Origin of the sequence: Novosphingobium sp. KCTC 2891 (assembly GCF_025938155.1) — a bacterium.
Taxonomy (GTDB): domain Bacteria; phylum Pseudomonadota; class Alphaproteobacteria; order Sphingomonadales; family Sphingomonadaceae; genus Novosphingobium.
Genome location: NZ_JAPCZG010000003.1, coordinates 248,074 through 274,152 on the forward strand (window position 1 = coordinate 248,074; position 26,079 = coordinate 274,152).

At 66.5% G+C, this 26,079-nt stretch carries 23 protein-coding genes and 1 pseudogene; 16 read left to right on the forward strand and 8 right to left on the reverse strand.

From position 1 onward, the window contains the following. Window positions 1-46: 46 nt before the first annotated feature. The gene (locus tag OLX02_RS07510) at window positions 47-751 is read left to right on the forward strand and encodes a glutamine amidotransferase (RefSeq protein WP_264421616.1); all 705 of its coding nucleotides are present in this window, start codon (window positions 47-49) and stop codon (window positions 749-751) included. On the opposite strand, the gene OLX02_RS07515 is transcribed toward OLX02_RS07510, so the two are convergent. Next, window positions 744-1,937 (reverse strand): aminotransferase, encoded by a 1,194-nt coding sequence (locus tag OLX02_RS07515; protein ID WP_264421618.1) that lies wholly within the window; start codon window positions 1,935-1,937, stop codon window positions 744-746. The genes OLX02_RS07510 and OLX02_RS07515 overlap by 8 nt on opposite strands. 154 nt (window positions 1,938-2,091) lie before the next feature. Here OLX02_RS07515 and OLX02_RS07520 point away from each other — a divergent pair, with 154 nt between their 5' ends. The 7 genes from OLX02_RS07520 (at window position 2,092) to OLX02_RS07550 (ending at window position 10,012) form a co-directional block, all read left to right on the forward strand. Continuing rightward, complete coding sequence (locus tag OLX02_RS07520; protein WP_264421620.1) at window positions 2,092-4,167, forward strand: alpha/beta hydrolase family protein; 2,076 nt, start codon at window positions 2,092-2,094, stop codon at window positions 4,165-4,167. A 37-nt stretch (window positions 4,168-4,204) separates the two neighbouring features. Continuing rightward, entirely contained in the window at window positions 4,205-4,987 is a 783-nt protein-coding gene (locus tag OLX02_RS07525) for an SDR family NAD(P)-dependent oxidoreductase (RefSeq protein ID WP_264421622.1), read from the forward strand. A gap of 48 nt (window positions 4,988-5,035) precedes the next feature. Beyond that, window positions 5,036-5,701, forward strand: coding sequence for a TetR/AcrR family transcriptional regulator (locus OLX02_RS07530; RefSeq protein WP_264421624.1), 666 nt, complete (start codon window positions 5,036-5,038; stop codon window positions 5,699-5,701). Between the two features lie 98 nt (window positions 5,702-5,799). Beyond that, window positions 5,800-6,582 (forward strand): SDR family NAD(P)-dependent oxidoreductase, encoded by a 783-nt coding sequence (locus tag OLX02_RS07535; protein ID WP_264421626.1) that lies wholly within the window; start codon window positions 5,800-5,802, stop codon window positions 6,580-6,582. A gap of 29 nt (window positions 6,583-6,611) precedes the next feature. Beyond that, window positions 6,612-7,175, forward strand: a complete 564-nt coding sequence (locus tag OLX02_RS07540) for a cupin domain-containing protein (protein ID WP_264421628.1) — start codon at window positions 6,612-6,614, stop codon at window positions 7,173-7,175. Between the two features lie 14 nt (window positions 7,176-7,189). Continuing rightward, complete coding sequence (locus OLX02_RS07545) at window positions 7,190-8,266, forward strand: zinc-binding dehydrogenase (RefSeq protein ID WP_264421630.1); 1,077 nt, start codon at window positions 7,190-7,192, stop codon at window positions 8,264-8,266. Between the two features lie 15 nt (window positions 8,267-8,281). Further along, complete coding sequence (locus tag OLX02_RS07550) at window positions 8,282-10,012, forward strand: thiamine pyrophosphate-binding protein (protein WP_264421632.1); 1,731 nt, start codon at window positions 8,282-8,284, stop codon at window positions 10,010-10,012. Between the two features lie 161 nt (window positions 10,013-10,173). On the opposite strand, the gene OLX02_RS07555 is transcribed toward OLX02_RS07550, so the two are convergent. Genes OLX02_RS07555 through OLX02_RS07585 form a run of 7 tightly spaced genes read right to left on the reverse strand, consistent with a single transcriptional unit; the run spans window position 10,174 to window position 18,294 of the window. Next, window positions 10,174-11,418, reverse strand: coding sequence for an FAD-dependent oxidoreductase (locus OLX02_RS07555; protein WP_264421634.1), 1,245 nt, complete (start codon window positions 11,416-11,418; stop codon window positions 10,174-10,176). Further along, a complete protein-coding gene (locus tag OLX02_RS07560; RefSeq protein ID WP_264421636.1) occupies window positions 11,418-12,977 on the reverse strand; it encodes an AMP-binding protein in 1,560 nt (519 codons plus the stop codon). The genes OLX02_RS07555 and OLX02_RS07560 overlap by 1 nt, the downstream gene beginning before the upstream one ends. Further along, the gene (locus tag OLX02_RS07565) at window positions 12,974-13,864 is read right to left on the reverse strand and encodes an SDR family NAD(P)-dependent oxidoreductase (protein ID WP_264421638.1); all 891 of its coding nucleotides are present in this window, start codon (window positions 13,862-13,864) and stop codon (window positions 12,974-12,976) included. Before OLX02_RS07565 ends, OLX02_RS07560 begins: the two co-directional genes overlap by 4 nt. Next, a complete protein-coding gene (locus OLX02_RS07570) occupies window positions 13,864-15,009 on the reverse strand; it encodes a thiolase family protein (RefSeq protein WP_264421639.1) in 1,146 nt (381 codons plus the stop codon). The genes OLX02_RS07565 and OLX02_RS07570 overlap by 1 nt, the downstream gene beginning before the upstream one ends. Continuing rightward, the gene (locus tag OLX02_RS07575; protein WP_264421640.1) at window positions 15,006-15,410 is read right to left on the reverse strand and encodes a Zn-ribbon domain-containing OB-fold protein; all 405 of its coding nucleotides are present in this window, start codon (window positions 15,408-15,410) and stop codon (window positions 15,006-15,008) included. The genes OLX02_RS07570 and OLX02_RS07575 overlap by 4 nt, the downstream gene beginning before the upstream one ends. Continuing rightward, on the reverse strand, window positions 15,407-16,279 hold the full coding sequence (locus OLX02_RS07580) for an SDR family NAD(P)-dependent oxidoreductase (protein ID WP_264421642.1): 873 nt from the start codon (window positions 16,277-16,279) through the stop codon (window positions 15,407-15,409). The genes OLX02_RS07575 and OLX02_RS07580 overlap by 4 nt, the downstream gene beginning before the upstream one ends. Then, window positions 16,276-18,294 (reverse strand): FAD-dependent oxidoreductase, encoded by a 2,019-nt coding sequence (locus OLX02_RS07585; RefSeq protein ID WP_264421644.1) that lies wholly within the window; start codon window positions 18,292-18,294, stop codon window positions 16,276-16,278. The genes OLX02_RS07580 and OLX02_RS07585 overlap by 4 nt, the downstream gene beginning before the upstream one ends. Window positions 18,295-18,387: 93 nt before the next feature. Between OLX02_RS07585 and OLX02_RS07590 the strand changes: the two genes are divergently transcribed. The 8 genes and pseudogenes from OLX02_RS07590 to OLX02_RS07620 all read left to right on the forward strand — a co-directional run bounded on the left by OLX02_RS07590 (window position 18,388) and on the right by OLX02_RS07620 (window position 25,078). Next, window positions 18,388-19,059 carry a TetR/AcrR family transcriptional regulator gene (locus OLX02_RS07590; RefSeq protein WP_264421646.1) on the forward strand — a complete coding sequence of 224 codons (672 nt, stop codon included), beginning with the start codon at window positions 18,388-18,390 and terminating at the stop codon, window positions 19,057-19,059. A gap of 469 nt (window positions 19,060-19,528) precedes the next feature. Next, complete coding sequence (locus OLX02_RS07595) at window positions 19,529-20,275, forward strand: FkbM family methyltransferase (protein WP_264421647.1); 747 nt, start codon at window positions 19,529-19,531, stop codon at window positions 20,273-20,275. Between the two features lie 184 nt (window positions 20,276-20,459). Continuing rightward, the gene (locus OLX02_RS07600; RefSeq protein WP_264421648.1) at window positions 20,460-21,590 is read left to right on the forward strand and encodes an acyltransferase family protein; all 1,131 of its coding nucleotides are present in this window, start codon (window positions 20,460-20,462) and stop codon (window positions 21,588-21,590) included. A 206-nt stretch (window positions 21,591-21,796) separates the two neighbouring features. Beyond that, window positions 21,797-23,254, forward strand: a complete 1,458-nt coding sequence (locus OLX02_RS07605; RefSeq protein ID WP_264421649.1) for a tyrosine-type recombinase/integrase — start codon at window positions 21,797-21,799, stop codon at window positions 23,252-23,254. 202 nt (window positions 23,255-23,456) lie between these two features. After that, window positions 23,457-23,882, forward strand: a complete 426-nt coding sequence (locus tag OLX02_RS07610) for a Bro-N domain-containing protein (protein ID WP_264421650.1) — start codon at window positions 23,457-23,459, stop codon at window positions 23,880-23,882. Beyond that, window positions 23,836-23,931, forward strand: a pseudogene (locus tag OLX02_RS20190) (antA/AntB antirepressor family protein); the annotation flags it as partial. The gene OLX02_RS07610 and the pseudogene OLX02_RS20190, both read left to right, overlap by 47 nt. Before the next feature lie 65 nt (window positions 23,932-23,996). Beyond that, entirely contained in the window at window positions 23,997-24,176 is a 180-nt protein-coding gene (locus OLX02_RS07615; RefSeq protein ID WP_264421653.1) for a hypothetical protein, read from the forward strand. 110 nt (window positions 24,177-24,286) lie between these two features. Beyond that, complete coding sequence (locus OLX02_RS07620) at window positions 24,287-25,078, forward strand: hypothetical protein (protein WP_264421655.1); 792 nt, start codon at window positions 24,287-24,289, stop codon at window positions 25,076-25,078. The last annotated feature ends 1,001 nt before the right edge of the window (window positions 25,079-26,079 follow it).

A 26,079-nucleotide genomic window follows, 5' to 3' on the forward strand; every position in this document is an offset into this window, starting at 1 on the left:
CAAAAGGGGTTTTGACGCCCGCCCACGGACAGATCACGATAGCGCCATGAAGACCGCCTTGATCATTCGCCATGTGCCCCACGAGGGGGTGGCGGGATACCGGGAACCGATCGAAGCCGCCGGATACGATGTCGATCGCATCGACGTGTCCGACCCGGCCTTTGCCACGCTCGACCTGCGCGAGCCGGACCTGCTCATCATGATGGGCGGACCGATGGGCGTTTACGAGCACGAGGCGCATCCCTGGATCCGCTGCCAGCAGCGCCGGCTGGCGCAGCGACTCGAAGCCGACCGGCCCACGCTGGGCGTATGCTTCGGCGCGCAGATGATTGCGGCGGCGCTGGGCGCGGAGGTCTATCCCGGGCCGGCCAAGGAAGTGGGCTTTCATCCCGTGACCGTGCACGCCGAGGATGGACCGCTGCGCCATGTGGCGGGTGTGCCGGTGCTGCACTGGCACGGCGACACATTCACGCTGCCGGGCAATGTCGAACTGCTCGCGTCGAGCGACCTTTACGCGCACCAGGCGTTCCGGCGTGGGCGCAACCTGCTCGCGCTGCAGTTCCATGCCGAGATGGGGGAGGACCCGCGCTTCGACGCGTGGATCGCGCAATCGCCCGAGGATCTGGAAGCGGCGGGGCTGTGCCCGGTGCGGCTGAAGGCGGCGCACGATACGCACGGCCCGCGTGCGGTGCAGGCCGGGCGCGCGATGATCCGCGAGTGGCTCAGCGGGCTTCCGGGCGGGCTTAACTGACCAGCTTGTCGCGCCAGCGGGCAAGGCGCGACACGGCTTCTTCCAGCATCGGCACCGGCTTGCAGTGGCACAGCCGGACGATGGTGATGGGGCCACTTTCGCCCTCCCGCCCATTACCCTCCCACAGCGCGGACAGCGGGATCGAGGCGACGCCGGCTTCGCGCACTGCGCGTTCGCTGAACGTGCGGTCGTCCAGCGCGATGCCGCTGGCGGCAAGGTCGATGCAGGCGAACCACGTGGCGGCGTTGGGCGCCACGGCGAAACCGGCGCGGGTGAGTCCCTCGACAAGCGCTGCGCGCGATACGGCCCATTGGGCGACGATCGCGGGCGCGAGGGCCGGATCGGCCAGCCCTTCGGCCACTGCCCATTGCAGCATGGGCGGGGTGGTAAAGGTCAGGAACTGGTGCGCCTTGGCCAGCACGGACGCCATCGCGGGCGCGGCGACCATCCAGCCGACCTTCCACCCGGTCGCGCCGAAAATCTTGCCCGCCGATCCGATCTTGATGGCGCGGTGCTCCATCCCCGGCTCGGCCAGCAGCGAGCGGTGCGCCATGCCATCGAAGCGCACGCCTTCCCAAACCTCGTCGCAGATCGCGATGAGGTCGTGTTCCACGCACAGCCCGGCCAGCATCGCGAGGTCGTCGGGCGAGGCGACGGTGCCGGTGGGATTGAGCGGATCGTTGAGGATCATTGCGCGCGTGCGCGGCGTGATGCGCGCGGCGATGGCCTGACGGTCATAGGCCCAGGCCGGCGGCGCCAGCGGCACAAACACCGGCACGCCGCCCGCGCGGCGGACCATCGGTGCATAGGCATCATAGGCCGGGGCGAACAGCAGCACTTCTTCGCCTGCGCCCACCACGGCGAGGATCGCGGCGGCAATCGCCTCGGTCGCGCCCGAGGTGACGATGACGTTGTCGCGCGCGAGCGGCAGGCCCTGCGTGCGCGCATGGAACGCGGCGACCGCATCGCGCAGTTCTGGCAGGCCGGCCATCGGCGGATATTGCTGCGACTTCTCGTGCATCGCGCGCACCGCCGCCTCGGTCAGCGCGGGCGGCGGGGGATCGTCGGGGAAACCCTGCCCCAGATTGATCGCGCCCAGTTCGCGCGCGAGGCCGGACATCCATTCGAACACGGTGAGCGGCATGCCGGCATAGACCGGGTGGAGCCTTGTCGCAGGGTCGATCATCGCCGCTTTCCTAGGCACGGCGAAACCGGCGCGACAAGAGGGCAGGTGCGGTTTTGCATCAAGGGCGCGCCTGCCCTCTTGTCCGTCCGGCCTTGCACCGGCTCGCGCCAGATCGCATAGCACGCCATCATCCGATTTCCGGAGAAACCGGTTCATGCGTTCGTCTTCCAGCAAATTCCGCATCTTGGCGCTGCTTCTGGCTGCCGCTTCCCCGCTGCCCGCGCTGGCCGCGCCCGATGCGCCCGAACGCGCTTTCACCGGCGCGGACCTGTTCAAGCTGGAAGGTGCGGCCGATCCGCAGGTCAGCCCGGACGGAACGCGCGTGGCATATGTGCGGCTGTCGACCGACGTGATGGCGGACAAGGCGGTGCCCTCGATCTGGCTGGTCGATCTGGCGAGCGGGCGGCAGCAGCCGCTGGTCGCCGGGGCGGGCGCGCATCGCTCGCCGCGCTGGTCGCCCGATGGCAAGCGGATCGCCTATGTGTCGAGCAACGGCGGCGCGCCCGAACTCCATGTGCGCTGGCTCGATGGCGGGGCGGATAGCCGGCTGGCCAATCTTCCCGAAGCGCCGGGCGGCATCGCCTGGGCGCCGGACGGGCGCAGCATCGCGTTCCTGATGCGCGTGCCGGGCGAGGGGATGAAGCTGGGGCAGGCCCCCGAAAAGCCGGAAGGCGCCAAGTGGGCGGACGGGCTGGAGATCATCGACCGCGTGACCTACCGCGCGGACGACGCAGGATATCTCAAGCCTGGCTTCGATCACCTGTTCCTGATCCCGGCCGAAGGCGGCGCGCCGCGCCAGCTGACCTTCGGCGCCTTCGACGATGGCGGTCCGCTGTCGTGGACGCCCGATGGCCGCTCGATCCTGTTCTCGGCCAATCGCGGCAAGGACTGGGAGCGCGAGGCGAACAACAGCGAGGTGTGGTCGGTCGATGTCGGCTCGGGCTCGCTGAAGGCGCTGACCACGCGCTATGGTCCCGATGCCGCGCCGGCGGTGTCGCCCGATGGGCGGCTGGTCGCCTATCTGGGGTTCGACGATCACAACCGCAGCTACGAGAACGCGCAGCTCTATGTGATGAACCGCGACGGCAGCGGTGCGCGCTCGCTGACCTCGAAGCTGGACCGCAGCATCGACGGGCTCGCCTGGAGCGGCAATTCCATCGTCGTGTCCTATGACGATCACGGCGAGAAGAAGGTCGCGCGCGTGGGTCTGGACGGTTCGATCCGGCCGGTGGCGGGCGGGCTGTCCAATGGCACCGATTTCGACCGGCCCTACACCGGCGGCGATTTCACCGTCTCGCGCAATGGCGTGGTCGCCTATACCGCGAGCGGCACCGACCGCCCCGCCGACCTGTGGGTGGCGGGCAAGGGCGCGCCGCGCAAGCTGACAAGCCTCAACGCCGGCTGGCTGGCGGACAAGGCGATGGCTCCCGTGCGCAAGCTGCCGGTCACCGCGCCCGATGGCCGGCCGATCGACGCCTGGCTGGCCCTGCCGCCGGGGCGCCAGCCGGGGCAGCGCGTGCCGCTGATCCTGGAAATCCACGGCGGTCCCAACGCGGCCTATGGTCCGGCCTTCGCCACCGACGTGCAGCTCTATGCCGCGCATGGCTATGCGGTGCTCTACACCAACCCGCGCGGCAGCACGTCTTACGGCGCGGAGTTCGCCAACCTGATCGACCGCGCCTATCCCGGCACCGACTACGACGATCTGATGGCCGCGGTGGATGCGGCGATTGCCGAGGGGACGGCGGACCCGAACAACCTGTTCGTGACCGGGGGATCGGGCGGCGGCGTGCTTACCGCGTGGATCGTGGGCAAGACCGACCGGTTCAAGGCGGCGGCCAGCCAGAAGCCGGTGATCAACTGGCTGTCCGAGGCGCTGACGATGGACGGCACCACCTTCACCTCGTGCTACTGGTTCGACAAGAAGCCGTGGGAAGACCCGATGAGCTACTGGAACCGCTCGCCGCTCAGCCTGGTCGGCAACGTCAAGACGCCGACGCTGGTGGTGGTGGGCAGCGAGGATTATCGCACGCCCGTCAGCGAGAGCGAGCAGTATTACGCCGCGCTCCAGATCCGCGGCGTGCCGACCGCGCTGGTCAAGGTGCCCGGCGCCAGCCACCACGGACTGGCCGGGCGGCCCTCGCAATCGGCGGCCAAGGCTTCCGCAATCCTTGCGTGGTTCGACAAGTATCGTACGGATGCCAAAGCCGGAGATGCCGCCGCCAAGTGAACGGACGGCCCCGGCACTGTCTGATTGGGAGATGGTGATGGTGAAGGGGTTGTTCGATCTGACCGGCAAGGTTGCGCTGGTCACGGGTGGTAATGGCGGCATCGGCCTCGGCATGGCGAAAGGTCTCGCCATGCACGGGGCCACGGTGGTGATCTGGGGCAACAAGCCCGAGAAGAACGAGCGCGCGGTGGAGGAACTGCGCAGCTTCGGCGGTGAAGTGCGTTGCGAGTCGGTCGAAGTGTCGGACGAAGGCGCGGTGCGCGATGCGATCCAGCGAATCGTGGACGAGTTCGGCCGGATCGACACCGCCGTCGCCAATGCAGGGATCAGCATTGGCCGTGGGAGCATGTTCGACATCACCAACGAGGACTGGGCGCGGATCGAGGGGATCAACATCCACGGCGTGTTCTACACCCTGCGCGAAGCCGCGCGGCATATGCTCGCGCGCGGCGAGACGGGCGACCGGGGCGGCTCGCTGATCTCGATCTCGTCCACCAGCGCCATTCACGGTGCGGCGCGCAACGAGCATTATGCCGCCACCAAGGGCGCGGTGTTGACGATGAGCCGCGCGATGGCGGTCGAGCTTGGTCCCAAGGGCATCCGCGTCAATTCGATCCTGCCGGGCTGGACCCGCTCCGACCTGACCGAAAAGCTGCAGGGCTGGGACAAGTTCAACAGCAACGTCATCAGCCGCGCGCCGGTGGGCCGCTGGGGTGATGGCGACGATTTCGCGGCCATCGCGGTCTATCTCGCCAGCGATCATTCCAGCTTCCACACGGGAGATTCGATCGTGATCGACGGCGGCTACACCATCTATTGACAAGCGTTACAGTTGACCGGGGCAGGGTTTCGGTGAGATGAGCGGCCCATGGCCACCCAGCTTGCCGATACGCCTGAAACCCTTTCCGCCCGCCCGCGCAAGCTGACGCGGCGCGGCGCGGACACACGCGAGAAGATCCTTGATGCGACGGTCCGCGTGATCGTCTCCTCGGGCTTTGCCGCCATGACCATCGAACGGGTCATGGCCGAATCCGGGATCAGCCGGGGGTCGGTGCTGCACCAGTTCCCCAACCGCCACGCGCTCGCGGTGGCGACTGCCGAACGCACCTTGCAGGTGGTGATCGACATCGCTCGCCGCATGGCCGAGACAAAGACCGATCCGTTCGAGCGGCTCGCCAGCCATGCCGAAGTGGTGTGGGAAGCGCATTCCAGCCCCGAAGGCCTGGCGCTCAACGAAATCGTCATGGCGGCGGGCTGGGACCGCGAGCTTGGCGAAGGCATCCGCCCGATCGTGGAAGTGGTGGAAGCCGACATTCGCCAGCAGTTCGTGGAAATGGCGAGCGATGCCGGCCTGCCCGATCCCGATGCTTTCGTCGCGCGCGGCTGGTGGCTGGTGTCGAGCGTGCGCGGCCTCATCATCGAGCATCGCCTGCCGCAGCCGCGCCCGATGATCGACGCCGCGATCGAGGAAATGAAGGCGAGCCATCGCCGCTATTGCAATGCGCTTCGCAATAAATTGGTCACGCTTGATTAGTTTGGGTTGACCGCCACCGCCGGGGGTGCGAACCTCCCGCTCGAGACAGCGCGTCCCCCAACAGACAGGGCAGGGCAGCGCCGCAGCGGGAGAGTGGAATGCGGTTTTCGGGCAAGGTTGCGATTGCCACTGGTGGCGCCTCGGGCATTGGCGCGGCATTCGTGCGCCGGCTTCACGGCGAAGGCGCATCGGTGATGATTGCCGACCTCGATGCAGAGAAGGGTGCCGCACTGGCCGCCGAACTGGGGGAGCGCACCGCTTTCCGGCAGGTGGACGTTTCGGATGTCGAGGCGATGGCCGCGCTGGCGCAGGCGACCGCCGATACCTTCGGCGGGATCGACATCCTGTTCAACAACGCCGGCATCGGCTGCTTCGGCGAAACCCCCGATCTCGATGTCGAAACGTGGAAGCGCGTGATCGCGATCAACCTCGATGCCGTGTTCTATGGCTCGAAGGCGGTGATCCCCTTCATGCGCCAGCGCGGCGGCGGGGCCATCGTCAACACCGCTTCGGCATCGGGCATGGCGGCCGACTTTGCCTTCACCGCCTATAACGCGGCCAAGGCCGGGGTGATCAACTACACCCGCTGCCTCGCCATCGATCATGCCAAGGACAATATCCGCGCCAACGCGATCTGCCCCGGCCCGGTCGATACCCCGCTGCTGGTCACGGGCGTGGACGCCATTCAGGGCCTGCGCACCGACTGGGAGCGCCGCGTGCCGATGAACCGTTTTGCCCGGCCGGACGAGATCGCTGCCGTGGCCGCGTTCCTTGCCAGCGACGATGCCAGCTACCTGACCGGCGCTTCGATCCCGGTCGATGGTGGCCTGACCGCCCATACCGGACAGCCTGACCTGCGCCCGCTGATGGGCGCTGCCTGAACAACAAGAACAAGCGAGAGGAGAAAGCCATGACCGACCAGACGGACCCCACCGACAAGGCGATGGCCAGTGTCGCCCCGTTCCGCGTCTACCGCGCGGCGACTGCGCAGGACTTCAACGAACTCACCCACATGGAATACGCCGGCCTCACCCCGGTGATCGAAGCGGCGCTGGTCAAGGCGGGCGAAGCGGCGAGCAAGGACAGCGGGCAGATCGTCAAGGAACTGTTCTCGATGCCGGGGATGAGCCTGACCTACGCCTGGTTCAAGAGCGGCTTCCCCCTGCCGCTGCACACCCACAACGCCGATTGCCTTTACTACATCATCGCCGGCTCGCTGAAGCTGGGCACCGAGGAACTGGGCGCGGGCGACGGGTTCTTTGTCGGCAGCAACGTGCCTTACACCTACAAGCCGGGTCCGAACGGCGTGGAAGTGCTGGAATTCCGCACGGCCGACAAGTTCGACATCCGCTTCCTGGGCAAGACCGAATCCTACTGGAACAAGACGATCGGTGCGATTGCCGAAAAGCAGGACGCGTGGGTAGGTGAACGCCCGCCGCACGAGCTGGCCGGACAGATGGTACCCGCCGAATGAGGGCGGCGGGCACCATGCGGGCCGTGGTTCGCCGCGGCCCGCGCCTTCTTGTCGATGATGTACCCGAGGCGGTTGCAGGCGAGGGGCAGGTGCTGGCCAAGGTGCTGTCTTGCGGCATCTGCGGGTCGGACCTTCACGCGGTGCACAGCCTGGAGCACACGGTCGAGATGGGTCGCCGTTCTGGCGGGGGCGACACCATCGACCCCGCGCAGGACCTGGTCATGGGACACGAGTTCTGTGCCGAGATCCTCGACCACGGCCCTGGCACCGAACAGCGCTTCAAGACGGGCACGCGCGTTGTGTCGACCCCGTGGGCCTTCGGCCCGCAGGGAGGCGAGCTGATCGGCTTTTCCACGCGCTTTCGCGGCGCCTATGCCGAACGCATGGTGCTGACCGAGGCGCTGTGCCTCGAAGTGCCCAATGGCCTTTCGCCCGAGACGGCCGCGCTGACCGAGCCGCTGGCGGTGGGGCTCCACGCGGTCAACGCCGCGCACCTGACCGACAAGTCGGTCGCGCTGGTGGTGGGCTGCGGGCCGATCGGCCTTGCCGTCATCGTCGCGCTCAAGCGGCGCGGTGTCGGGCCGGTGATCGCGGCGGACTTCTCGCCCGCGCGGCGCGCGCTGGCGGAACGGCTCGGCGCGGACATCGTGATCGATCCCTCGCAGGTTTCGCCGCATGGCCGGTGGGAGGACTTCAACGTTCCTGCCACGCTCTCCTCGATGGGCGCTGCGGCGCTGTCGGGCCGCGCGATGCGCGATGCGGTGATCTTCGAATGCGTCGGCGTGCCGGGAATGCTGCAGTCGCTGATCGAACAGGCTCCGCCGACCGCACACGTGGTCGTGGTGGGCGCGTGCCAGGAGGATGATCGCATCCTGCCGGTCATCGCGATCAACAAGCAGCTGCGCTTCAGCTTTGTCTTTGCCTACACGCCCGACGAGTTCGCCGAAGTGCTGCACGCACTGGGCGAAGGCGAGATTGATGGCACGCCGTTCCTGACCGGAGCGGTTTCCTTGAACGATACACCGGCCGCATTCGAACGGCTGGGGCAACCGGGAGAAGATGTGAAAATCATGGTCCAGCCCTGGAGCTAGGGCGAAGGAGGCATAATGAAGGGCACGGAACGTTTGGTCGGCGGTCAGCTTCTGGCGCAGACATTGCGGGCGGCTGGAGTAAGACAGGCGTTTGCACTGCACGGCGGGCACCTTGAGGCCCTGCTCAAGGGCTGCGTCGACGAAGGCATTGCGCTCACCGATTTCCGCCACGAATCCGCAGCAGGGCACGCGGCGGATGCCTATGCGCGGGTGACGGGCGAACTGGGCGTGTGCATCATCACCGCCGGCCCTGGCTTCACCAACGGCATTTCGGCGATGGTCAATGCCAAGCTCGATGGGTCGCCCACGCTGTTCATCATCGGCGCGCCGCCGCTGCGCGAGGTGGAGACCAATCCCTTGCAGGGCGGCATCGACCAGATCGCGATGGCGCGCCCCGGCGCCAAGTGGGCCTGCTCGATCCCGTCCACCGAGCGGATCCGCGACCTGACCGCCATGGCCATTCGCAAGGCGATGACGCGGCCCTATGGCGCGGTCCTGCTCGAAGTGCCGATCGACGTGCTGCACATGAGCGTTCCGGCGGACCAGGCAACCCCGGCTGCGGGCGTCGCCGTGCGGCCGCATTCGGCCCCGGCCCCCAGCGAGGCGCGAACCCTGGCGGACATGGTGCTGGCGGCGAAGCGTCCGGTCGTGATCGCGGGGTATGAGGCCGCCAATGTCGAGACCGCAGCGGCCTTGCGCGAACTGACGCAGACGTTGCCCATCCCTGTCTTCGCCAAGTCGCTGGCAACCGGCGTGCTGCCGCATGACCACCCCTGCAACGGCGGCGGGGCGGGCAATATCGCAATGTTGCCGATGGTCGGCGCTTCGCCGCCCGATCTGGTGATCCTGCTGGGCGGACGGATGGGCCTGCTGCTGGGCGGCCGCTCGGGGGCGGTCGTGCCGCACGCGGCGAAGCTGGTGCAGGTCCACGGCGACGCCTCGGAAATCGGGCGGCTGCGCGATGTCGACCTGCCCATCGCGGCCGATGCGGCGGAAACGGTCAAGGCGCTGTCCGCCGCGCTCGCAGGCCGCGCACCCGAAGGGCTGGGCGCGTGGTGCGCGCAGGCCACGGCACCGCGCATGCTGTTCGCGGCGGGGTTCGACGGCGCAGCGGCGAAGGGCATCCATCCTTGGGAAGCGGCGAAGGCCGTGGCCCGCGCGGCGGGGCGCGATGCAATCTTCGCGCTCGACGGAGGCGAGGCCGCCTCGTGGGCTGGCGCTGCGGCCGAAGTCGATACGCCGGCCAGCGTGCTGACCCACGGCTACCTCGGCTGCCTTGGGATCGGGCCGGGTTTCGCCATCGGTGCCGCGCGCGCCGCGCCCGGACGGCGCGTGGTCCACGTCACCGGCGATGGTGCGCTGGGCTTCCACATGATGGAACTGGACACGATGGTCCGGCACCGGCTGCCCATCGTCAACGTGGTGCTGAACAACCAGGTATGGGGGATGTCGATCCACGGCCAGCAGATGATGTTCGGCGGCAATTACAACGTCATCACCAAGATCGGCGGCACGCATTACGCGGATATCGCGCGCGCTTTCGGCTGTCCGTCGGAACGGGTGACCACGCTGGAGGAACTGGGCCCTGCGCTCGAACGCGCCTTCGCCTGCGACGGGCCATCGTTCGTGGAGATCATGACCGACGCGGACGTGGTCCATCCGGTGACGGTGTCGATGCTCGGCCAGATCGAGGAAGGCAGCGGCGAAGTGATGATCCCCTATTACGAGAACATCCCGGCGGCCTGACCACCGCAGGCGGAAAGGCCAAGCGAAAAGGCCACGCGAAAAGGGGTGCCCGCTCCCTCAAGCGGACACCCCCTGGCCGTCCCCCAAGAGACAGGCCACGGTTCGCTCCGGCGTGCGGGAGCCCCTCAACCCCCGCCGCCGGAACGTCTCGTCAAAGCGGATCACACCGGCGCGGGTTGACCTCCCAGCACACGCTCTGCGTGGGCGGGGGTGAACACTTCGGGCGGCACGATGTCCGGTCCGCCCAGCACGGCGGCGGCGTGCATCCCCACGGTGGGATCGGCCGCGCTCATTTCGTGGTAGCGATGGCGGCGCGCCTTCGCGGCCTCGCCGAATTCCATGTCGAGCGTCGCCTGGATATGCGCGACGAAGCGCAGCCGGCGCATCCGTTCGCGGCGCTCTTCCTCATAGGGGCGGAAATCGGGCGCGGCGCCGGGGGCGGTGTCCTTCAGGATATCGGTCACCATGCGCACGTCGCGGTAGGTGATCGACTGGCCCAGGCCCAGGATCGGGTCGTTCCAGCCGGCCGCATCGCCCACCAGCACGGTGCCCGGCGCGTGGGGCACGTCCACGATCGAGCAGTTGTTGTAATAGGCATAGAGCGGCCCGGCGGGCGTGCCGCGCGCGATGGCCTCGTTCTTCGGCGCGGACTTCATGCGGAATGCGGCGAGGAACTTGTCCGCCCCGTCCTTGCCCGCGAAGCGCGCAGCCTGGTCCAGCGACCAGCCGCCATAGACGCGCACCCGCGTGCCGCCCTGCGGGAAGGCGAGGAACGCGAAATCGTCCTCGGTGCCGATGGCCTGCCGCGTTTCATCCCAGCCGTTCACATCGTCGACCAGCAGGCCGGCGAACCAGTGGTGCGGCTTGTCCTGCTGCAGGAGGCGCCCGGCGGCGCGGCGCACGGTGGACTGGCGCCCTTCCGCCCCCACCACCAGCGGCGCGTGCGCGGTGCGCTCCACCCCGTCATGCACGAAAGTGACCGACGGCGAGCCGCCGAGTTCGACATTCGTGACCGTCACGCCGCGCAGCGTGATCGCGCCTTCCGCGCCGGCCTTGTCGAACAGGGTCTGGCAATGCACCGGGTGGCGCAGGCACAGCGGGCCGGAAATGCCCTCGGCAAAGATGCCAAGGTCGATCGCGTGCGCCTCGGCATCGCCCGGGGCGACCGTTTCGTCATAGGTGACGTGGCTGGTCAGGTGGTGCCCGCCCGCGCCCATCAGCGTATCGTAAAGGCCCACGCGCTTCACTTCGGTCACACCCCAGGGCGAGATCCATTCGCCGCGCACGCGGTCCTCGTATTCGGTGGACTTTTCCAGCAGCAGCACCTGCTTGCCCGCGCGCGCCATCACCGCGGCGAGGGCGGAGCCGGCAAGGCCGCCGCCGATCACGATCAGGTCATAGGACATCACGCCGTCTCCTGCGCAAAGCGGGCCCGCAGTGCCTTCTTGTCGGGCTTGCCCACGGCGGTCTGCGGGATCGCGTCGATGAACACCACGCGCTTCGGTGCCTGCACCGGGCCCTTGTGCTCGCGCACCAGCGCGATCAGTTCGCCGTCTTCGACGCTGGCGCCGGGGCGCAGCACGCAGGCCGCCCACACCGCTTCGCCCCACTTTTCATCAGTGATGCCGAAGACCGAGACCTGCGCCACCGACGGGTGCTGCGCGATCACGTTCTCGACTTCGCTGGGGAACACGTTGAACCCGCCGGTGACGATCATGTCCTTCTTGCGGTCGACGATGCGCAGGAAGCCGTCGGCGTCCTTCACCGCCACGTCGCCGGTGTGGAGCCAGCCGCCCGCCAGTGTCTCGCGGTTCTGGTCCTCGCGGTCGAGGTAGCCGTCCATTACCAGCGGCCCGCGCACGCAGATCTCGCCAGGCTCGCCTTCGGGCACGGGCAGGTTGTCATCCCCCAGCAGCGCCACGTCGACGTAAGGCACCGGGCGCCCGCACGAAGCGAGGCGCAGCGGGTTGTCGGGATCGTGTTCCGAGCGGCGCAGCACGCTGACCGTCATCGGCGCTTCAGCCTGGCCATAGAACTGGAAGAACACCTTGCCGATCCGCTCGATGCCTTCCTTGAGGCGGGCGGGGGACATCAGCGAGGCGCCGTAGAAGATCGTCTCCAGGCTGGAGAGGTCGTACTTGTCGAAATCGGGGTGATCGAGCAGCGCATAGATCATCGTCGGCACCAGCATGGTGCAGGTGATCTTGTACTTCTCGATCGCGGCCAGCACTGCGCCCGGCTCGAAGCTGGGCAGGATCACCATCGTGCCGTGCTTGAGCAGGGTGGGGCCGAACAGCGAGCCGCCCGCGTGGCTCAGCGGAACGACCGCCAGCACGCGCGGTTCGATCGGCCATTCCCACTCGCTCAGCATGATCGACAGCGCCTGCCCGCCGGTGCGCGGGTTGCCGGGGATCGCCTTGGGCTTGCCCGTGGTGCCGCCCGAATAGGACAGGCGGGTGATCGTGCCCGGATCGAGCACCGGGGCGACCAGCGGACCCGGTGTGTAGCTCTTGGCGAGGCGCAGCAGGTCCTGACCATGTTCGCCGGCGCCCAGCGAAAGCACCACTTTCAGGCGGTCGGTCCGCGCGGCCAGTTCGGCGGCGCGCTTCTCGAACTTGCGCGGATCATAGAGCAGCACTTCGACGCCCGCGTCCTCGATGGCGAAGATGTGGTCGTCCGCCGAACCCATCGGGTGCATCGCCACAAGGCAGCCGCCGGCATAGCCGATGGCGTTGTGCAGCAGCAGCACTTCCACCGAATTGCCCGCCAGCAGCGCGATGCGCGTGCCGTTGCCGATCCCCGCGGCGATCAGCGCCTGCGTGAGCTGGCTGGTGGTGTCGAGAATGTCCCCGCCGGTCCATGCGGGCTCGCCCGCCATTTCCGCGATGGGGCGGTTACGGTCGCGTTCGAGCGCGTTGAGCACGGCATTGACGGGCCAGAGCGACGGGTGGAGCGGCTGGGTCATCGGGCGGCTTCCTTCATCTGCTCGAGCAGGGGGGCGATCAGGTTGGGGTAGAAGTTGTTGGCCGTGGCACGGCCCATGGCGATGCCCTGCGCGACGGCCTGCGAGGCTTCGTCGGTGAAGTTGGGCAGGACGTAGAGGTTGTCGGCCTCGACCGCGCCGTAGACCAGCTTGACCAGCTCCGAACGCGGCAACCCGTTGTCCACCGCATCGCGCATCGAGGCTTCGACCGCCGCCAGCACCGGGTTGCCGAGCCGCGCGGAGACTTCGCCTTCCAGCCCGCCCGAGGTCTTTTCGGGGAACATGATCTTCGACTGGACCACGCCCGGCATCACGATGGTGACGCCGATGTTGGGCACGCCCTGCGTCTTGAGATCAAGCCACAGCGCTTCCGAAAGCGCGACGACCGCGTGCTTCGTCATCGAATAGGAACAGAAGCCCGGATTGACCGTGATCCCCGCGCCCGACGAGACGGTGACGACGTGGCATTCATCGCCCTGCGCGATCATGCGCGGCACGAAGGCCTTGATGCCGTGGATGACCGAGCGCTGGTTGACGCCGATCACCCATTCGTACTGCTCAAGGCTGACTTCCCAGGTGACGCCCGCCGCGAATACGCCGGCGTTGTTGACCAGCACGTTGACCTTGCCGAAGCGGTCCACCGCGGCCTGCGCAAGTGCCTCCACGTCCTCGTACTTCGAGACATCGCCCTTCACGCCCAGCACTTCGCCCTTGGCCGAAAGCGCGGAAACGGCTTCGACCAGCGTATCGTCGCGGATGTCGGAAATGACGACTTTCGCGCCGCGTTCCAGCGCGCCTTCCGCCAGCGAATAGCCGATGCCCGATGCGCCGCCGGTGACGACGACGACCTTGTCCTTCCAGTCCTTCATCATACCTTCTCCAGCACGTGGATGGCGCAGGCGGTGCCCATGCCGGGACCGCCGCCGACGACGTGGGTCATGCCGATCCGTGCGCCTTCGACCTGCCGTGCACCGGCCGCCCCGCGCAAGTGCGTGGCCACTTCGTAGATGTTGGCGATGCCCGTGGCGCCGAGCGGGTGGCCCTTGGACAGCAGGCCGCCCGAAACGTTGACGGGCACGCGGCCGCCCAGTGCGGTCACGCCTTCGTCGATCAGGCGCCCGGCCTCGCCATCGGCGCAGAGGCCGAGGTTTTCGTAGTGGATCAGTTCGGCCGTGGCGAAGCAGTCGTGCAGTTCGACCAGATTCACGTCCTCCGGCCCGATGCCGGCGCGTTCATAGGCCTGCTTGGCGGCGAGGCGTGTGGCGCCGCTGAAATCGGGCATCGCCATCTGGCGTTCGGCAAAGGGGTTGCTGCTCATTTCCGAAGCACGCACGCGCACCGCGCGGTCCATCAGCCCCAGCCGGCGGACCTTTTCCTCTGCCATCAGCACGGCCGCAGCCGACCCGTCGACGTTCACCGAGCACATCAGCTTGGTGTTGGGGTAGGCGATCATTTCCGCGCCCATCACTTCCTCAAGCGGCGTTTCCTTGCGGTACATCGACTTGGGGTTGAGCGTGGAGTGGTGGTGGTTCTTCACCGACACCTTGGCGAACTGCTCGAAGGTGGTGCCGTATTGCCGCGCATGTTCCATGCCGATCTGCGCGAACATGGCCGGCATGGTGTAGGAGCCGACCAGCCCCTCGGGCGAGACGCCGCCGGTGCCGCCCAGCAGCCCCTTGCCCATCTGTTCGACGCCCACCGCCAGCACGGTGTCATACAGGCCCGCCTTGATCGACATCCACGCATCGCGGAACGCGGTGGCGCCCGTGGCGCAGGCATTGGCGACGTTGACGACGGGAATGCCGGTCTGGCCGATCTCGCCCAGCATCCGCTGGCCGACCATGCCGTTGGCCTGCCCCAGGTTGCCGCAATACAGCGCCTGCATGTCGCGGATCGAAAGCCCCGCGTCATCAAGCGCCATCAGCGCGGCTTCGGCGGCGAGGCCGGGGACGGTGCGGTCCGGAAAGCGGCCGAACCGGATCATGTCGATGCCGACTACATAGACGTCGCTCATGCTGCGGCTCCCTGCTGGGGGACGAAGAGATAGGTGAGGTAGGGCTTGTCCTGTCCCGCGGGGATCGCCTCGCGGAACACCACGCGCACCGGCAGGTCGAACGTCACCTTGTCGGGATCGATATCGGTCAGCGTGCCCTTGATGTGCGCGCCGTCGTCCAGGTCGACGATCACGTCGAGGAAGGGCGTGGCAACGCCGGGAAAGCTGCGGTGGACCACGGTCCAGACGTGGACCTTGCCGGTCTCCGCCAGATGCACCGGTTCCATCGCTCCGCGCGCGGTGCACTTGGCGCACACCTCGCGCGGGCCGACATAGACGTGACCGCACTGCGTGCAGCGGCATCCGGCCAGATAGGGTTTGTCGCCCTCCGTGTGGATGATGGGCAGCAGGGGCTCGCTCATGCTGCATCCTCCGGGGTGGGGGCGTGGGGCGCCATCGCGACGTGGATCGGCAGCACGGCTTCCGGGTTCCACGAAATGCGCTGGCCCACGGTGATGCCGCCATCGACCACGATGTGCGTGCCCGTCACGAACGAGGAATCCTCGGTCGCCAGGAACAACGCGGCGCCCGCGATGTCCGCCGGTGCGCCCGGTCGGCGCAGCGGCTGCATCTGCGCGGCGCTTTCCACCAGCGCGGCGGTCATCTGGTCGGCGGCGGCGCGCTCCAGCCCGATGCTCATCCCGAAGATCGGGGTGACGATCACGCCGGGGCAGATCGCGTTGACGCGGATATTGTGGATCGCAAGGTCCGCAGCCGAAAGCTTCGACAGGTGGATCACCCCGCACTTGGCCACGCCGTAAGCAAGGCCCCAGCCGGCTTCCAGGCCAGCGATCGAGGCGATGTTGATCACCGACCCGCCGCCGCGCGCGATCATCAGCGGGGCGGCGTGCTTGGTGCCCAGCATCGGTGCGCGCAGCAGCAGCGCATGGGTCTGGTCCCAGCCGTCGGTGGTCATGTCCATCGAACCGGCCGGCGTGCCGCCCGCGCCCGCGTTGTTGACGAGCACGTCCAGCCCGCCGAACACTTCTGCAGCCGCCGCCGTGGCTGCGGCGATGTCCGCCTCCTGCGTCACGTCGCAGCGGCGATAGGCCACCTTGCCGGCGAAGCGCGCTTCGATGTTCGCGCCCTTCTCGTCCTGAAGATCGGCGACCAGCACTTGCGCGCCTTCGGCCACGAAGCGTTCGACGATGCCAAGGCCGATGCCCGAGCAGCCGCCGGTGACGAGGGCGATCTTGCCCTGGAGGCGTCCGCCTGTTCCCCCGGCGCTCACTTCACCGACCTCGACAGGTAGGCGGCTTCATGGATGGCGTTGGCGTAGGAGCGCGGCGTGCGCGCATCGCCGACCACATGGACCGCGATCGGCTTGCCCATGAAGGCACGCTCGAGCGTGTTGTCCTTCTCGCGGCCCGCGCAGATCACCACGGTGTCCGCCTCGATCCGCGTTTCGCCGCCTTCACCGGTGAACACGGCCGCGCCGTCCTCGATGCGGGCGAGCGCAAGGCCCGGTTCGGCGGCAAGGCCGACGTGCGCCATCATGCCCATGATCGCCCACACGCGCGATCCGACGTAGTTGGCGGGGGCATAGGCCGGGCCGGACTCGATCAGGCGCACCTCGTGTCCGCGCAGCTTGTAGTCGAGCGCCAGCTCGGCGCCTTCCGCCGCGCCATAAACCACCACGCGCTTGCCGATGGCGGGCGGGTCGTCGCGGCGCATGGCCTCGTCGATGCGCAGAGCGGCGCCCCTGGCACGCGCTTCGGCCAGGCCGGGCACCTCGATGGCGATGGGCTTGGCGCCGGTGGCGATCACCACCACGTCGGGGTTCTCGGCCAGGATCTCGGCCACGCCCGCATCCGTGCCCAGCCGCACCTCGACGTTCGATTTCTCGATCATCCGGCGGTGATAGGCCGGCTGGTAGCGCAGCATCTCCATGTTGGGCAGGCCGGGATAGTTGCCCGCCCAGTCCATCGCGCCGCCCAGCGTGCCGGCCTTCTCGAACAGCACCACCTTGTGGCCGATCTCGTCGGCGGTCAGCGCATATTCCATGCCGCCCGAACCGCCGCCGACCACCACGATGGTCTTGGGGTGGATCGTCGGCACGATGCGATATTCGTCCTCGCGCCCGAACACGGGGTTCTGCGCCGAACCGGCCCAGCCCTTGCCGAAGATGTTGCCCTGCAGCAGCGAAGCGCCGGTGTGGGTGGAAAGCCGGATTTCGTCCTCGCGGTCCTGCATCATCTTGTTGGGGAAATCGGGATCGTCGAGCGACAGGCGGCACACGCCCGCAAAGTCGGCGCCCGCTTCTTCCACCATGGTGTGCAGGTGCTTCGGCGTGATCAGGTTGGCCGATCCGATCAGCGGCATGTCGATGCCGCGCTTCTGCAATTCGGCGCGCAGCTTCTGGATGTTGTCCTTGTTCACCACCTTTGGCGTGTAGAACGAGGGGCCGATGAACTCGGTCGAATGGATGTCCGCCCGGCGGCTGGGCGCGCCCAGCATCGAGCCGAAGGTGCAGTCCAGCACCGAGATGCCCAGCGCGTGCAGGCGCGGCGCATAGTGCTCCGCGAAATACTCGATGTCGTAGCCGCCTTCGAGGTTCTCGTCGCAGCACAGGCGCGGCACCAGCGGGAAGTCCTTGCCGCACAGCTCCTGCGTGCGCTTGATGATCGCCTCGCACATGTAGAAGCGGTCGGCATACTTGTCGGTGCGGCCCTGGTTGGCCAGCAGCGACAGGTTGGTGTGCGGCAGCGAGCCATGGCAGAAGTGGAACGAGAGGAAGTCGAAACCGGCTTCCTTGGCGCGGCGACCGGCCTGCGCGAAGCTTTCCACGATGTCGTCATAGACTTCGGTGGGCACAACGCCGCTTTCGGCATTGCCGATCACGTACTTGTTGCTTGGCCCCCACGCGACGGTGCCCGGAATCCAGCCCTTGCCGGGTTCGAGCGGAATGGTGGTGCCCAGGCCGGGGATGAGCCCGCCGTAGAACAGCTGGATGCCGGCGAGCGAGCCGTTGTTCTTGATTTCCGAAACCGTGTCGCGGAACTCGATGACGTAGTCCTCGTCATAGAGGCCGAGCATCCGTTCGTTGATGAGGCCATCGCGCCGCACGCAAGTCGCGCCCACGATCACCGCCGCATAGCCGCCCGCAGCAAGGCTGCCATAGGCCGCGGCAAGGCGCCGCGTGGCATAGCCTTGCGGGTCGGACATATTGAGCGTGGTCGGCACGTGAATCAGGCGGTTCTTGAACGTGAGACCCTTCGCTTCGAAGGGCTCGAACAGCTTGCTCATGGTCATCCTTTCCCGGCGCCGCCTTTTGGTCTAGCGGTCATCCATTCCCTAAGTCATCTGACTTAATCAGGCAATTAACTACAGGCGGGCACGGTGCAAGTCAATTCCGTCGAAAAGGTTCTGGAAGGCCCCGCGGTGGGCGAGGGCGACACCGCCCGGTTGCTGCTGAAAACCGCGCGAAAACTCTTCGCAGAGCGCGGAATCCGGGCGGTGACGGTGCGCGAGATCGCGCGGGAGGCGGGGCAGCGCAACCAGGGCGCGGTCGCCTATCACTTCGGCACCAAGGACGCGCTCGTCACCCGCATCCTCACGGACGGCGCGGAACGAATCGAGGCGCGCCGGCACGCCTTCCTGGCGGCGCTGGAGGCCGAAGGCGGCCCGCGCACCGTGCGCGATGCGGTGGCCGCGATCATCGTGCCCAGCGCCGCCTTCGCCGACGAGGACGAGGAGCACGGCAGCTACTTCAACCGTTTCCTCGCCCGGCTCGCGCTTTACGATCCCGCCTTCATCGACCGCGTGCTGGAGGGGCGCTACAACGCCGGCTACCAGCGCTGCCTTGCCCACTTGCGTACGCTGATGGCGGACCTCCCGCGCGAGGCGCAGAGCCGGCGCTTCGCCTTTCTGGGCACTTACGTTTCCTCGCTTCTCGCCCAGCGAGAGGCGGCACTGGCCGAAGGCGCGCAGGAACGCCGCCGCTGGCGGTCGGACAAGGCGCTCGACGACCTGATCGTCACCGCCGCGGCCATTCTCGAAGCGCGGGGCTGATCGCGCCTGCGGCGGACTGCGCCAGAATCATCGCGCCGGCCCTGTCGCGCAAACCCGCCGCGCGAACCTTGTCCCGTGAACAAGGGACTTGGGAAAATCGCCGAATCAGAACATATTGGCACGACCTCAAAGGCATTTTCGCCTGCATCGCGGTCATTGGGAACGTGCCCATGGTCGGTCGCCTCAGATGTATGCTGAACTGGCACGCCCCCAGGCGAAACGCTGTCCGCTGGGATGGGGACAACTTCGTGGGGCATTGCCGCAATTGCGAAAAGCCCATCTTGCGCCTGCGCAAGCGCCGCTGGGCCCTGCGCGAAGACGGCTGAAATCGCCGCGATCATTCGGCCGAAACCCCTGAATTGACGTTATTTTAGCAATCGACAGCCTCACTTGTGCAGGCGCGGGAATAGAGTCATCATAACCTTAGTAATTTTTGCCAAAGCCAAAAGTTATCAGGGGTGACGGTTCCATGACCACTACGACCCAAGCAGCCGAAAGTTCGGCCTTCAATCACTACGCGCAATATGGCGAGGACAGGATTCTGCGGCGGATCTTCGGGCCGCAATACCGTGGCACCTGCGTGGAAGTCGGTGCGTTCGACGGCCGCTCGGGCAGCAATACCCTCGCATTCGAGGAAGTGGGCTGGACCACCGTGCTGGTCGAGCCGAACCCCGCGCTGGCCGCCCGGATTCGTGCCGAACGGCCCGCCGCGCAGCTCTACGAATGTGCGGTCGGCGCGCGTGCGGGCGAAGTGGTGCTGGCGATTCCGGTGGGATCGGAGACGCTGGCGAGCGTCAGCGACAATCCCGAGCAGATCAGCCGGATGAATGGCGCGCGCGGCGGCGTGCGCAACGTCACCGTGCCCCAGCGCACGATCGACGATGTGCTGTCGGCAGCCGGGGTCTCCAAGATCGATTTCATGACCATCGATGTCGAAGGCTATGAAATGGACGCGCTCAGGGGCTTCGACATCGCCCGCTGGAAGCCGCGCATCGTCATCCTGGAAGACAACAGTTCGGGCACCAGCGTCGAAATCCCGACGTGGATGAAGCAGCACGGCTACCTCCGGTTCCGCTCCAGCGGCTGCAACGACTGGTACTGCCGTCATGACGATCCGCTCGTCACCCGCAGCAGCATCATGGCGACCGAATTGATCAAGAGCCTGAAGGCCTACAAGCGCATCACCCGCCTGACCTGGCACCGCGCCTTCGCCTGACGGATCGGCCCTTCCTGCCAGAGGTTGGCGGGAAGGGCGGCACTTGCCGGGCCGGGCTTGTCGAGGCGATGGCCCGCTGCCTTGCTGCGGTTGCGCAATGATGCTGCAACTGCGCATGAAATCTTGCCACCCTGCCTGTTTGCCCGCACTGTGCGCGCCGCGCAGACGCATCTGGGAGTTGCTTGTGGACAGAGTGGATTGCCTTGACGGCCTGCGCGGGCTTGCCTCGCTGTGGGTGCTGCTGGGCCATTGCTGCATCCTGACCGGGTTCATGATCCCGCTGCTCAGCGGCCCCGGACTGGGCGTTGACCTGTTCATGATGCTGTCCGGCTTCCTGATGGTCTTCCAGTTCGAAATCCGCTCGCGCAAGGAAGACTGGAACCAGCCGCGCACGTGGGCGACTTTCTGGGTGCGGCGTTTTTTCCGTCTGTCCCCGATGTATTTCTTCGCGCTGTTCTTCGCCTTCACGCTCGGCGGCCAGATCCTTGTCTATAGGCACGAGATCGACAGCTTCCTCCATCTCGGCCTGCAGGCCAGCGAGCGATACGCCGATAACAGCCTGATCAACGTGCTGCTGCACGTGACCTATCTCTATGGCTTCTTCCCGGCCTATGGCTTCCGCACGGCGCTGCCGGACTGGAGCCTTGCGCTCGAAATGCAGTTCTATGCCGTGTTCCCGTTCATCGCCCTGGCGGGGCGGCGGTTCGGCTGGGCCACGACGGCGATCGTGCTGGGGCTGCTGTCGCTATGGGCCACCACGGCGGGTCTGGGCGCCCTCTATCCGAGCAACACCGTGCTGCCCATCAAGCTGCACGTGTTCCTGGCCGGAATGCTGCTGGCGGTCCGGCAGGAGAAGGGCCTGTGGCTCCGCCTTGCGGTGGGCGCGATGCTGGCCGGGCTACCGATGGAGTTTCCGGTCCACTGGGGCGGATGCATCGCCCGCGAACTGATGTACCTCGGGTTCGCGGCGCTGGTCCATTTCCGGTCGATCGCGGCCATCGGCGCCATGTCGCGCATCCTGGGAAGCCGGTTCTTCCACTGGCTCGGCGAATTGTCCTACGGCGTCTACCTGATCCACCTGCTGATTCTGCAGCCGGTGTCGGCCATGGTCATCCGCGCGTTCGGATCGAGCTTGTCCAATGCGGAACGCTTTCTTGTCGTCACGCCCATCGTTGCGCTGATTTCCTACGCGCTGGCGTTCGTCACCTACAAGGTGATCGAAGTCCCGGGGCAGGAACTGGGCCGCAAACTCGTCGGCAAGCGCCCCGCCATGCCCCGCGCCGCGACCGACGCAGACTTCATCGCCGCCCCGTAGGGCGCCGTCTCCCGGAAGTGTCGTGGATGAAGTGACGCGTGCGTCTGGCGCTGCTGGCTGGGGCGGCAGGAGACTCTGACAATGGTGCCTGTAACCCGCAGACTCCAGTAAATCCCGGTGTATAATGGGTTTTTGGCTAACAAATGGGGCCAACAAATGGGGCCAACACCGGTTGCTAAGGTGCCCCTCGCAGCCTACGAAACCCCATGGTCTCCATCCGCCAACACCGCCTCCGCTGGAAGGCAACCGTCCGCGTCCCGAAGGCACTCGAGCGCCACCACGGCACCACCCACCTCTACCGCAATCTGACTTCCACGGACCGCCGGGCAGCCAAACTAGAGGCCGAGACATGGGAGAACTCGTTGCGGCTGCAGTGGGCTGCAATGTCGGGGGGTGACAGCGTGTCCCGCGAAGTGATCCGAGAGATTTACGAGGATGCCCGGCGCGTGGCCGAGGCAGGAGAACTCCTGCTCCATGCGGACGACGAGCGCGACCCGGTGACTGCCGGGATTGAATACGAGTTGGACAAGCTGGCGGATAGCATCGGGCAAAGGGAGCTGAAGGGGCCTGAGGCGGCGAAGGTGAATGCACTGCAGGACGCATTGAGGGCGGTGCAGCGGCGGCCGGTCGAGCGCCGCCGGGAGTACGAACGGACGTTCCGGGAACTGGCAAGCGCGTACATGGAGGCGTGGAAGGCCGATGCCAGCCTGAAGGACACGAACACCGAGCAGCAGAAGCTGGCAACCTTCGACCTGTTCGCCATGTACTGGGGCGCTCGCCCTCTTCGAGAAGTCCGCAAGGCCGACGCGGCAGACTTCGTGGACGCCTTGCGCCGCCTTGACCCTCTATGGGGCCGGTCACCGAAGGCCAAAGAGAAGGTGTCGGCGGGGAAGATGTCTTGGGCCGAACTGCAGAAGGCATTCGGGGGCCGCCCCTCGGGCCTCTCGGACGCGACAGTGAACCGGCACATGGCAACACTGCAATCCTACTGGAAATGGGGGCAGGAGCGCGACCACTGCGAAGGAAACAACCCATTCTCGGGCTTTCATCGCAAGCTGAAGACCGGCCGGAACGTGCAAGGGTACGTTGCATGGGCGGCCGATGAACTGGAACGTCTGTTCAACCCGCCGCCTAAGCGCAGCGACCTGACCGAGGTCATGTTGGTAGCCATGTTCACCGGCATGCGCCTGGACGAAATCGCCTCGCTAACGAGGGGGCAGATCAAGACAAAGGACGGGGTGCCCTTCCTGCATGTCACCGATGCAAAAACGGCAGCTGGCGTCCGATACGTCCCCCTGCATCCGCGCCTAGAGTGGCTTGCCCGGCGCGCGAACGGACCAGCTGAGGACCGCATCTGGCCGACCTTTAACGAGGAGGGGCCGGGCAAGAAGGCCGGGGCCGACGCTGGCAAGGAGTTCTCCCGCTTCAAGCTGGCTCTAGGCTTCACAGACCGGCGAAGGGTGTTTCATTCGTTCCGTAAGAACTTCGTTGGGCAGTTGGAGGAGCGGAGCGTCCCGCAAAGCGAGGTCGCCCAGTTGGTCGGCCATGAGAAGGGCTTCACCTACGGCAAGTACGGGGCCGGGGTGTCGCTGCAGCGACTAGCTAAGATTGTAGCCCTGATCGACTATCCGGGGCTTGCACTGCCGGCGCCCTCGGTCGTCTGACCGTCGCACGAAATAGCCGCCAAAACGAAGCGTAGAGCGCGACCAGCGGCCCGAGGCTGCCCATAGTGCTCCTAAGTCCCCCTAGCGGCTCCTAGGGGCGTTATGACGCCTCGTAGCTGCCGGTCGATTAACCCTCATTCTCGGGGTGGGGCATGGAAGGTTCTACCTAAGGATCACCTAAGGATCACCTAAGGACATCCTCATGAACACCTTCGACTTCAACGGACACCGGTTGCGCACCATCGACCTCGACGGGGAGCCGTGGTTCCACGCCACTGACGTCTGCAAGTGCATCGGCCTCAACACCGCAGGAGGAGCGGGCAAGCACTTGACCGCATTGACCGAGGACGAGAAGCGCACACTCAACCGGACCCCCGGAAAGATTGGGGGTCACGACGCCTTCGTTGGGAAGACCAGCGCAGCCACGACGATTAGCGAGAGCGGCCTTTACAAGCTGATCCTCCGCGCCAACCCGTCCCGCCCTGAGGTGGCCGAGTTCCAGAACTGGGTGACCCGCGACGTTCTTCCGTCCATCCGCAAGACCGGCGGTTACCTGCTGAACGAGGATGCCCGTACCCTGCATGCGTGGCTGGCTGGCTGTCGGCGACCCGTTCAGTCAGTGGCTTAAGCGCCGCTGCAAGGAGTACGGGTTCTCGGAAGGCGACGACTTTTTGCTTCACAAGCGTGTGACGCAAACGCGCCGGGGCGGGCACAACCGCAAGGGCTACCTCCTGACATCGACATGGCGAAAGAGCTGGCGATGGTGGAGCGCACCGAGGTGGGTCGCGAAACCCGCCGCTACTTCATCCGTATGCTGCGGTCCGCGATGCAGATGGCAGCCGACCACGACGCCAATGGGACACCCGAGGCGATCCCGCAGGACTTCTTCGACGCCCGCGCTGGCCTCGGGACCACCGATTAACCCTCAGTTTCGGGGAATGGAAACAGTCCCGTCCCGCCGCCGTCGATGCCCATCCGCACCCGGCGTCCTCCTGCGGCTGCGCCGCACCTCCCGCCATGAAAGCCACCCATATGCAGCTTATCGACAATACCCCCGCCCCGAACGACGCCATCTTAGTCCCCGCTGTGGAACATTATGGCAGCGCCTCCGACCAGCCTTCCTTTGAGATCGGCCCTGAGGACCAACACCACGTAGACGCCGTTTTGGGCATGGACCCCTTCAACGATGTTCCCGCGCCTTACGATCTCCCTGAGGGCCGCAGCTTCGGGGCGCTCAAGCTTACCGCGTTGCCCGCCGAAATGCAGGTAGCGGTCCGTGCGCGCCTCGCGGCCATCCCGGCCGGCCAGCGGGAAGCCAAGGAAGCCGAGTTCACTGCCGAAGCTATTCGGGGCATGCGTCCTAACATCCGCCTCATGACAGGGCTGGGCAGGGACGCCACGCCCTACCACCGCGAGCAACTCGCAATCACCCGCGAGTATCAGGACGCGGCTGCGGAGTTTGACAGGCTGCAAGGCGAGTTGTCCGCAGTGGCGCGCCATGTGACCCAGTTCGACCCGGTCACAGGGAAAGCCCACGCTGTTCCTGTCCCCAAAGTTTCCGAGGAGCGCCGCCGGGCGATTGTCGCCGAAATGGACTCTCTCGCTATCCGCATGCGATTGCTGCACAACGGCGACCAGCCCGGGGTTGAGGCTGAAATGCGGCTGAAACAGGCCATGTTTGAAACAGTGCAGGCCCGCAAGGAAACCCGACGGCAGATTGACGAGAGTGCCGAAGCCAAGCGCCGCGCGGTCGAGATCAACCGCGAAAGCCGCATCAATGAGCATGCCCAGCGCCTCGCGGCCCTCACGCGGAATGCAACCTGATGCGGCTTAGGACAGCGAACCTTCTCACGGTGCAAGAGGTGCTGCCCGGCATGCGTCGTTTCGATTATGAAGCTTCGGTGCTGTGAGAGGCTTCTACTCGATTGGCGCGAAGGTTTGGCCCGGCCGCCGCTCTAGGAGCGTGGCCACACTTCCCGACCCCTACGCGCCTAGCTCTCCCGACTTCGCGGAACGGACGACGGAAACGACCACCCAAATCGCGCCGGGAATGCTTCGGATCGATATTGGCGCGCCGATGGATGCAGCTGCCAAGGGCAAGCGCAAGGTTCCCCTGCGGTCTCCCGCTGAACCATTCGACGCTCCTAAGCCCCAGCCCGCGAGCCAGCCCAAGCCCCGAAAGGGGCGCAGCTGGAAGGAGGATTACGGACTCGCCCGCCATTCCTGACGGGCATGGGCAGTTATCAGGAACTGGACAACGCCTCGTTACCGTTCGCGACCCGCTGCCGGGTCGTCTGCTCTCTGGGACGACGTGCAAGCCCTAGCGGCTCTCGCGTCCCGCTTCGATACCTCACCCCCTAACCGAACCCGCACCCAAGGAACTCTGCCGGATCACCGGCAGGGCGCTTTGCCGTGCCAGTAGGAAACGCACTCCCATGTCCAACTCGTTTCGTTCCGCCATCAACGCCAAGTGCCGAGAGTGCGTCTACGATCCTCTTAGCCGGGGAACGTGGCGCGAGCAGGTCGCCGATTGCGTTAACGCCAACTGCGCTTTGCATGCCCTTCGACCTGTCCCGAGGGGCGCAACGGTCGACGGCAAGCCTTGCCCTATGAAGGTCTCTGCTATCCGGGCGAAGCTCGCCCAAACCGTGGTGGCGTAAACGCCTCATTTCGAGTCACTGAAGGCTGCTGCAGGCGTGACCGGCACTCCCGGCTCCCCGCAGCGGCCTTCGGTTCTCCTTGCATGAAAACAGCGGCGAAATGCCGCAAGGAGCGACCATGCCGCGAAAGACCCCTCCGGTCCCTGTGCCCGACGGCTACCACTA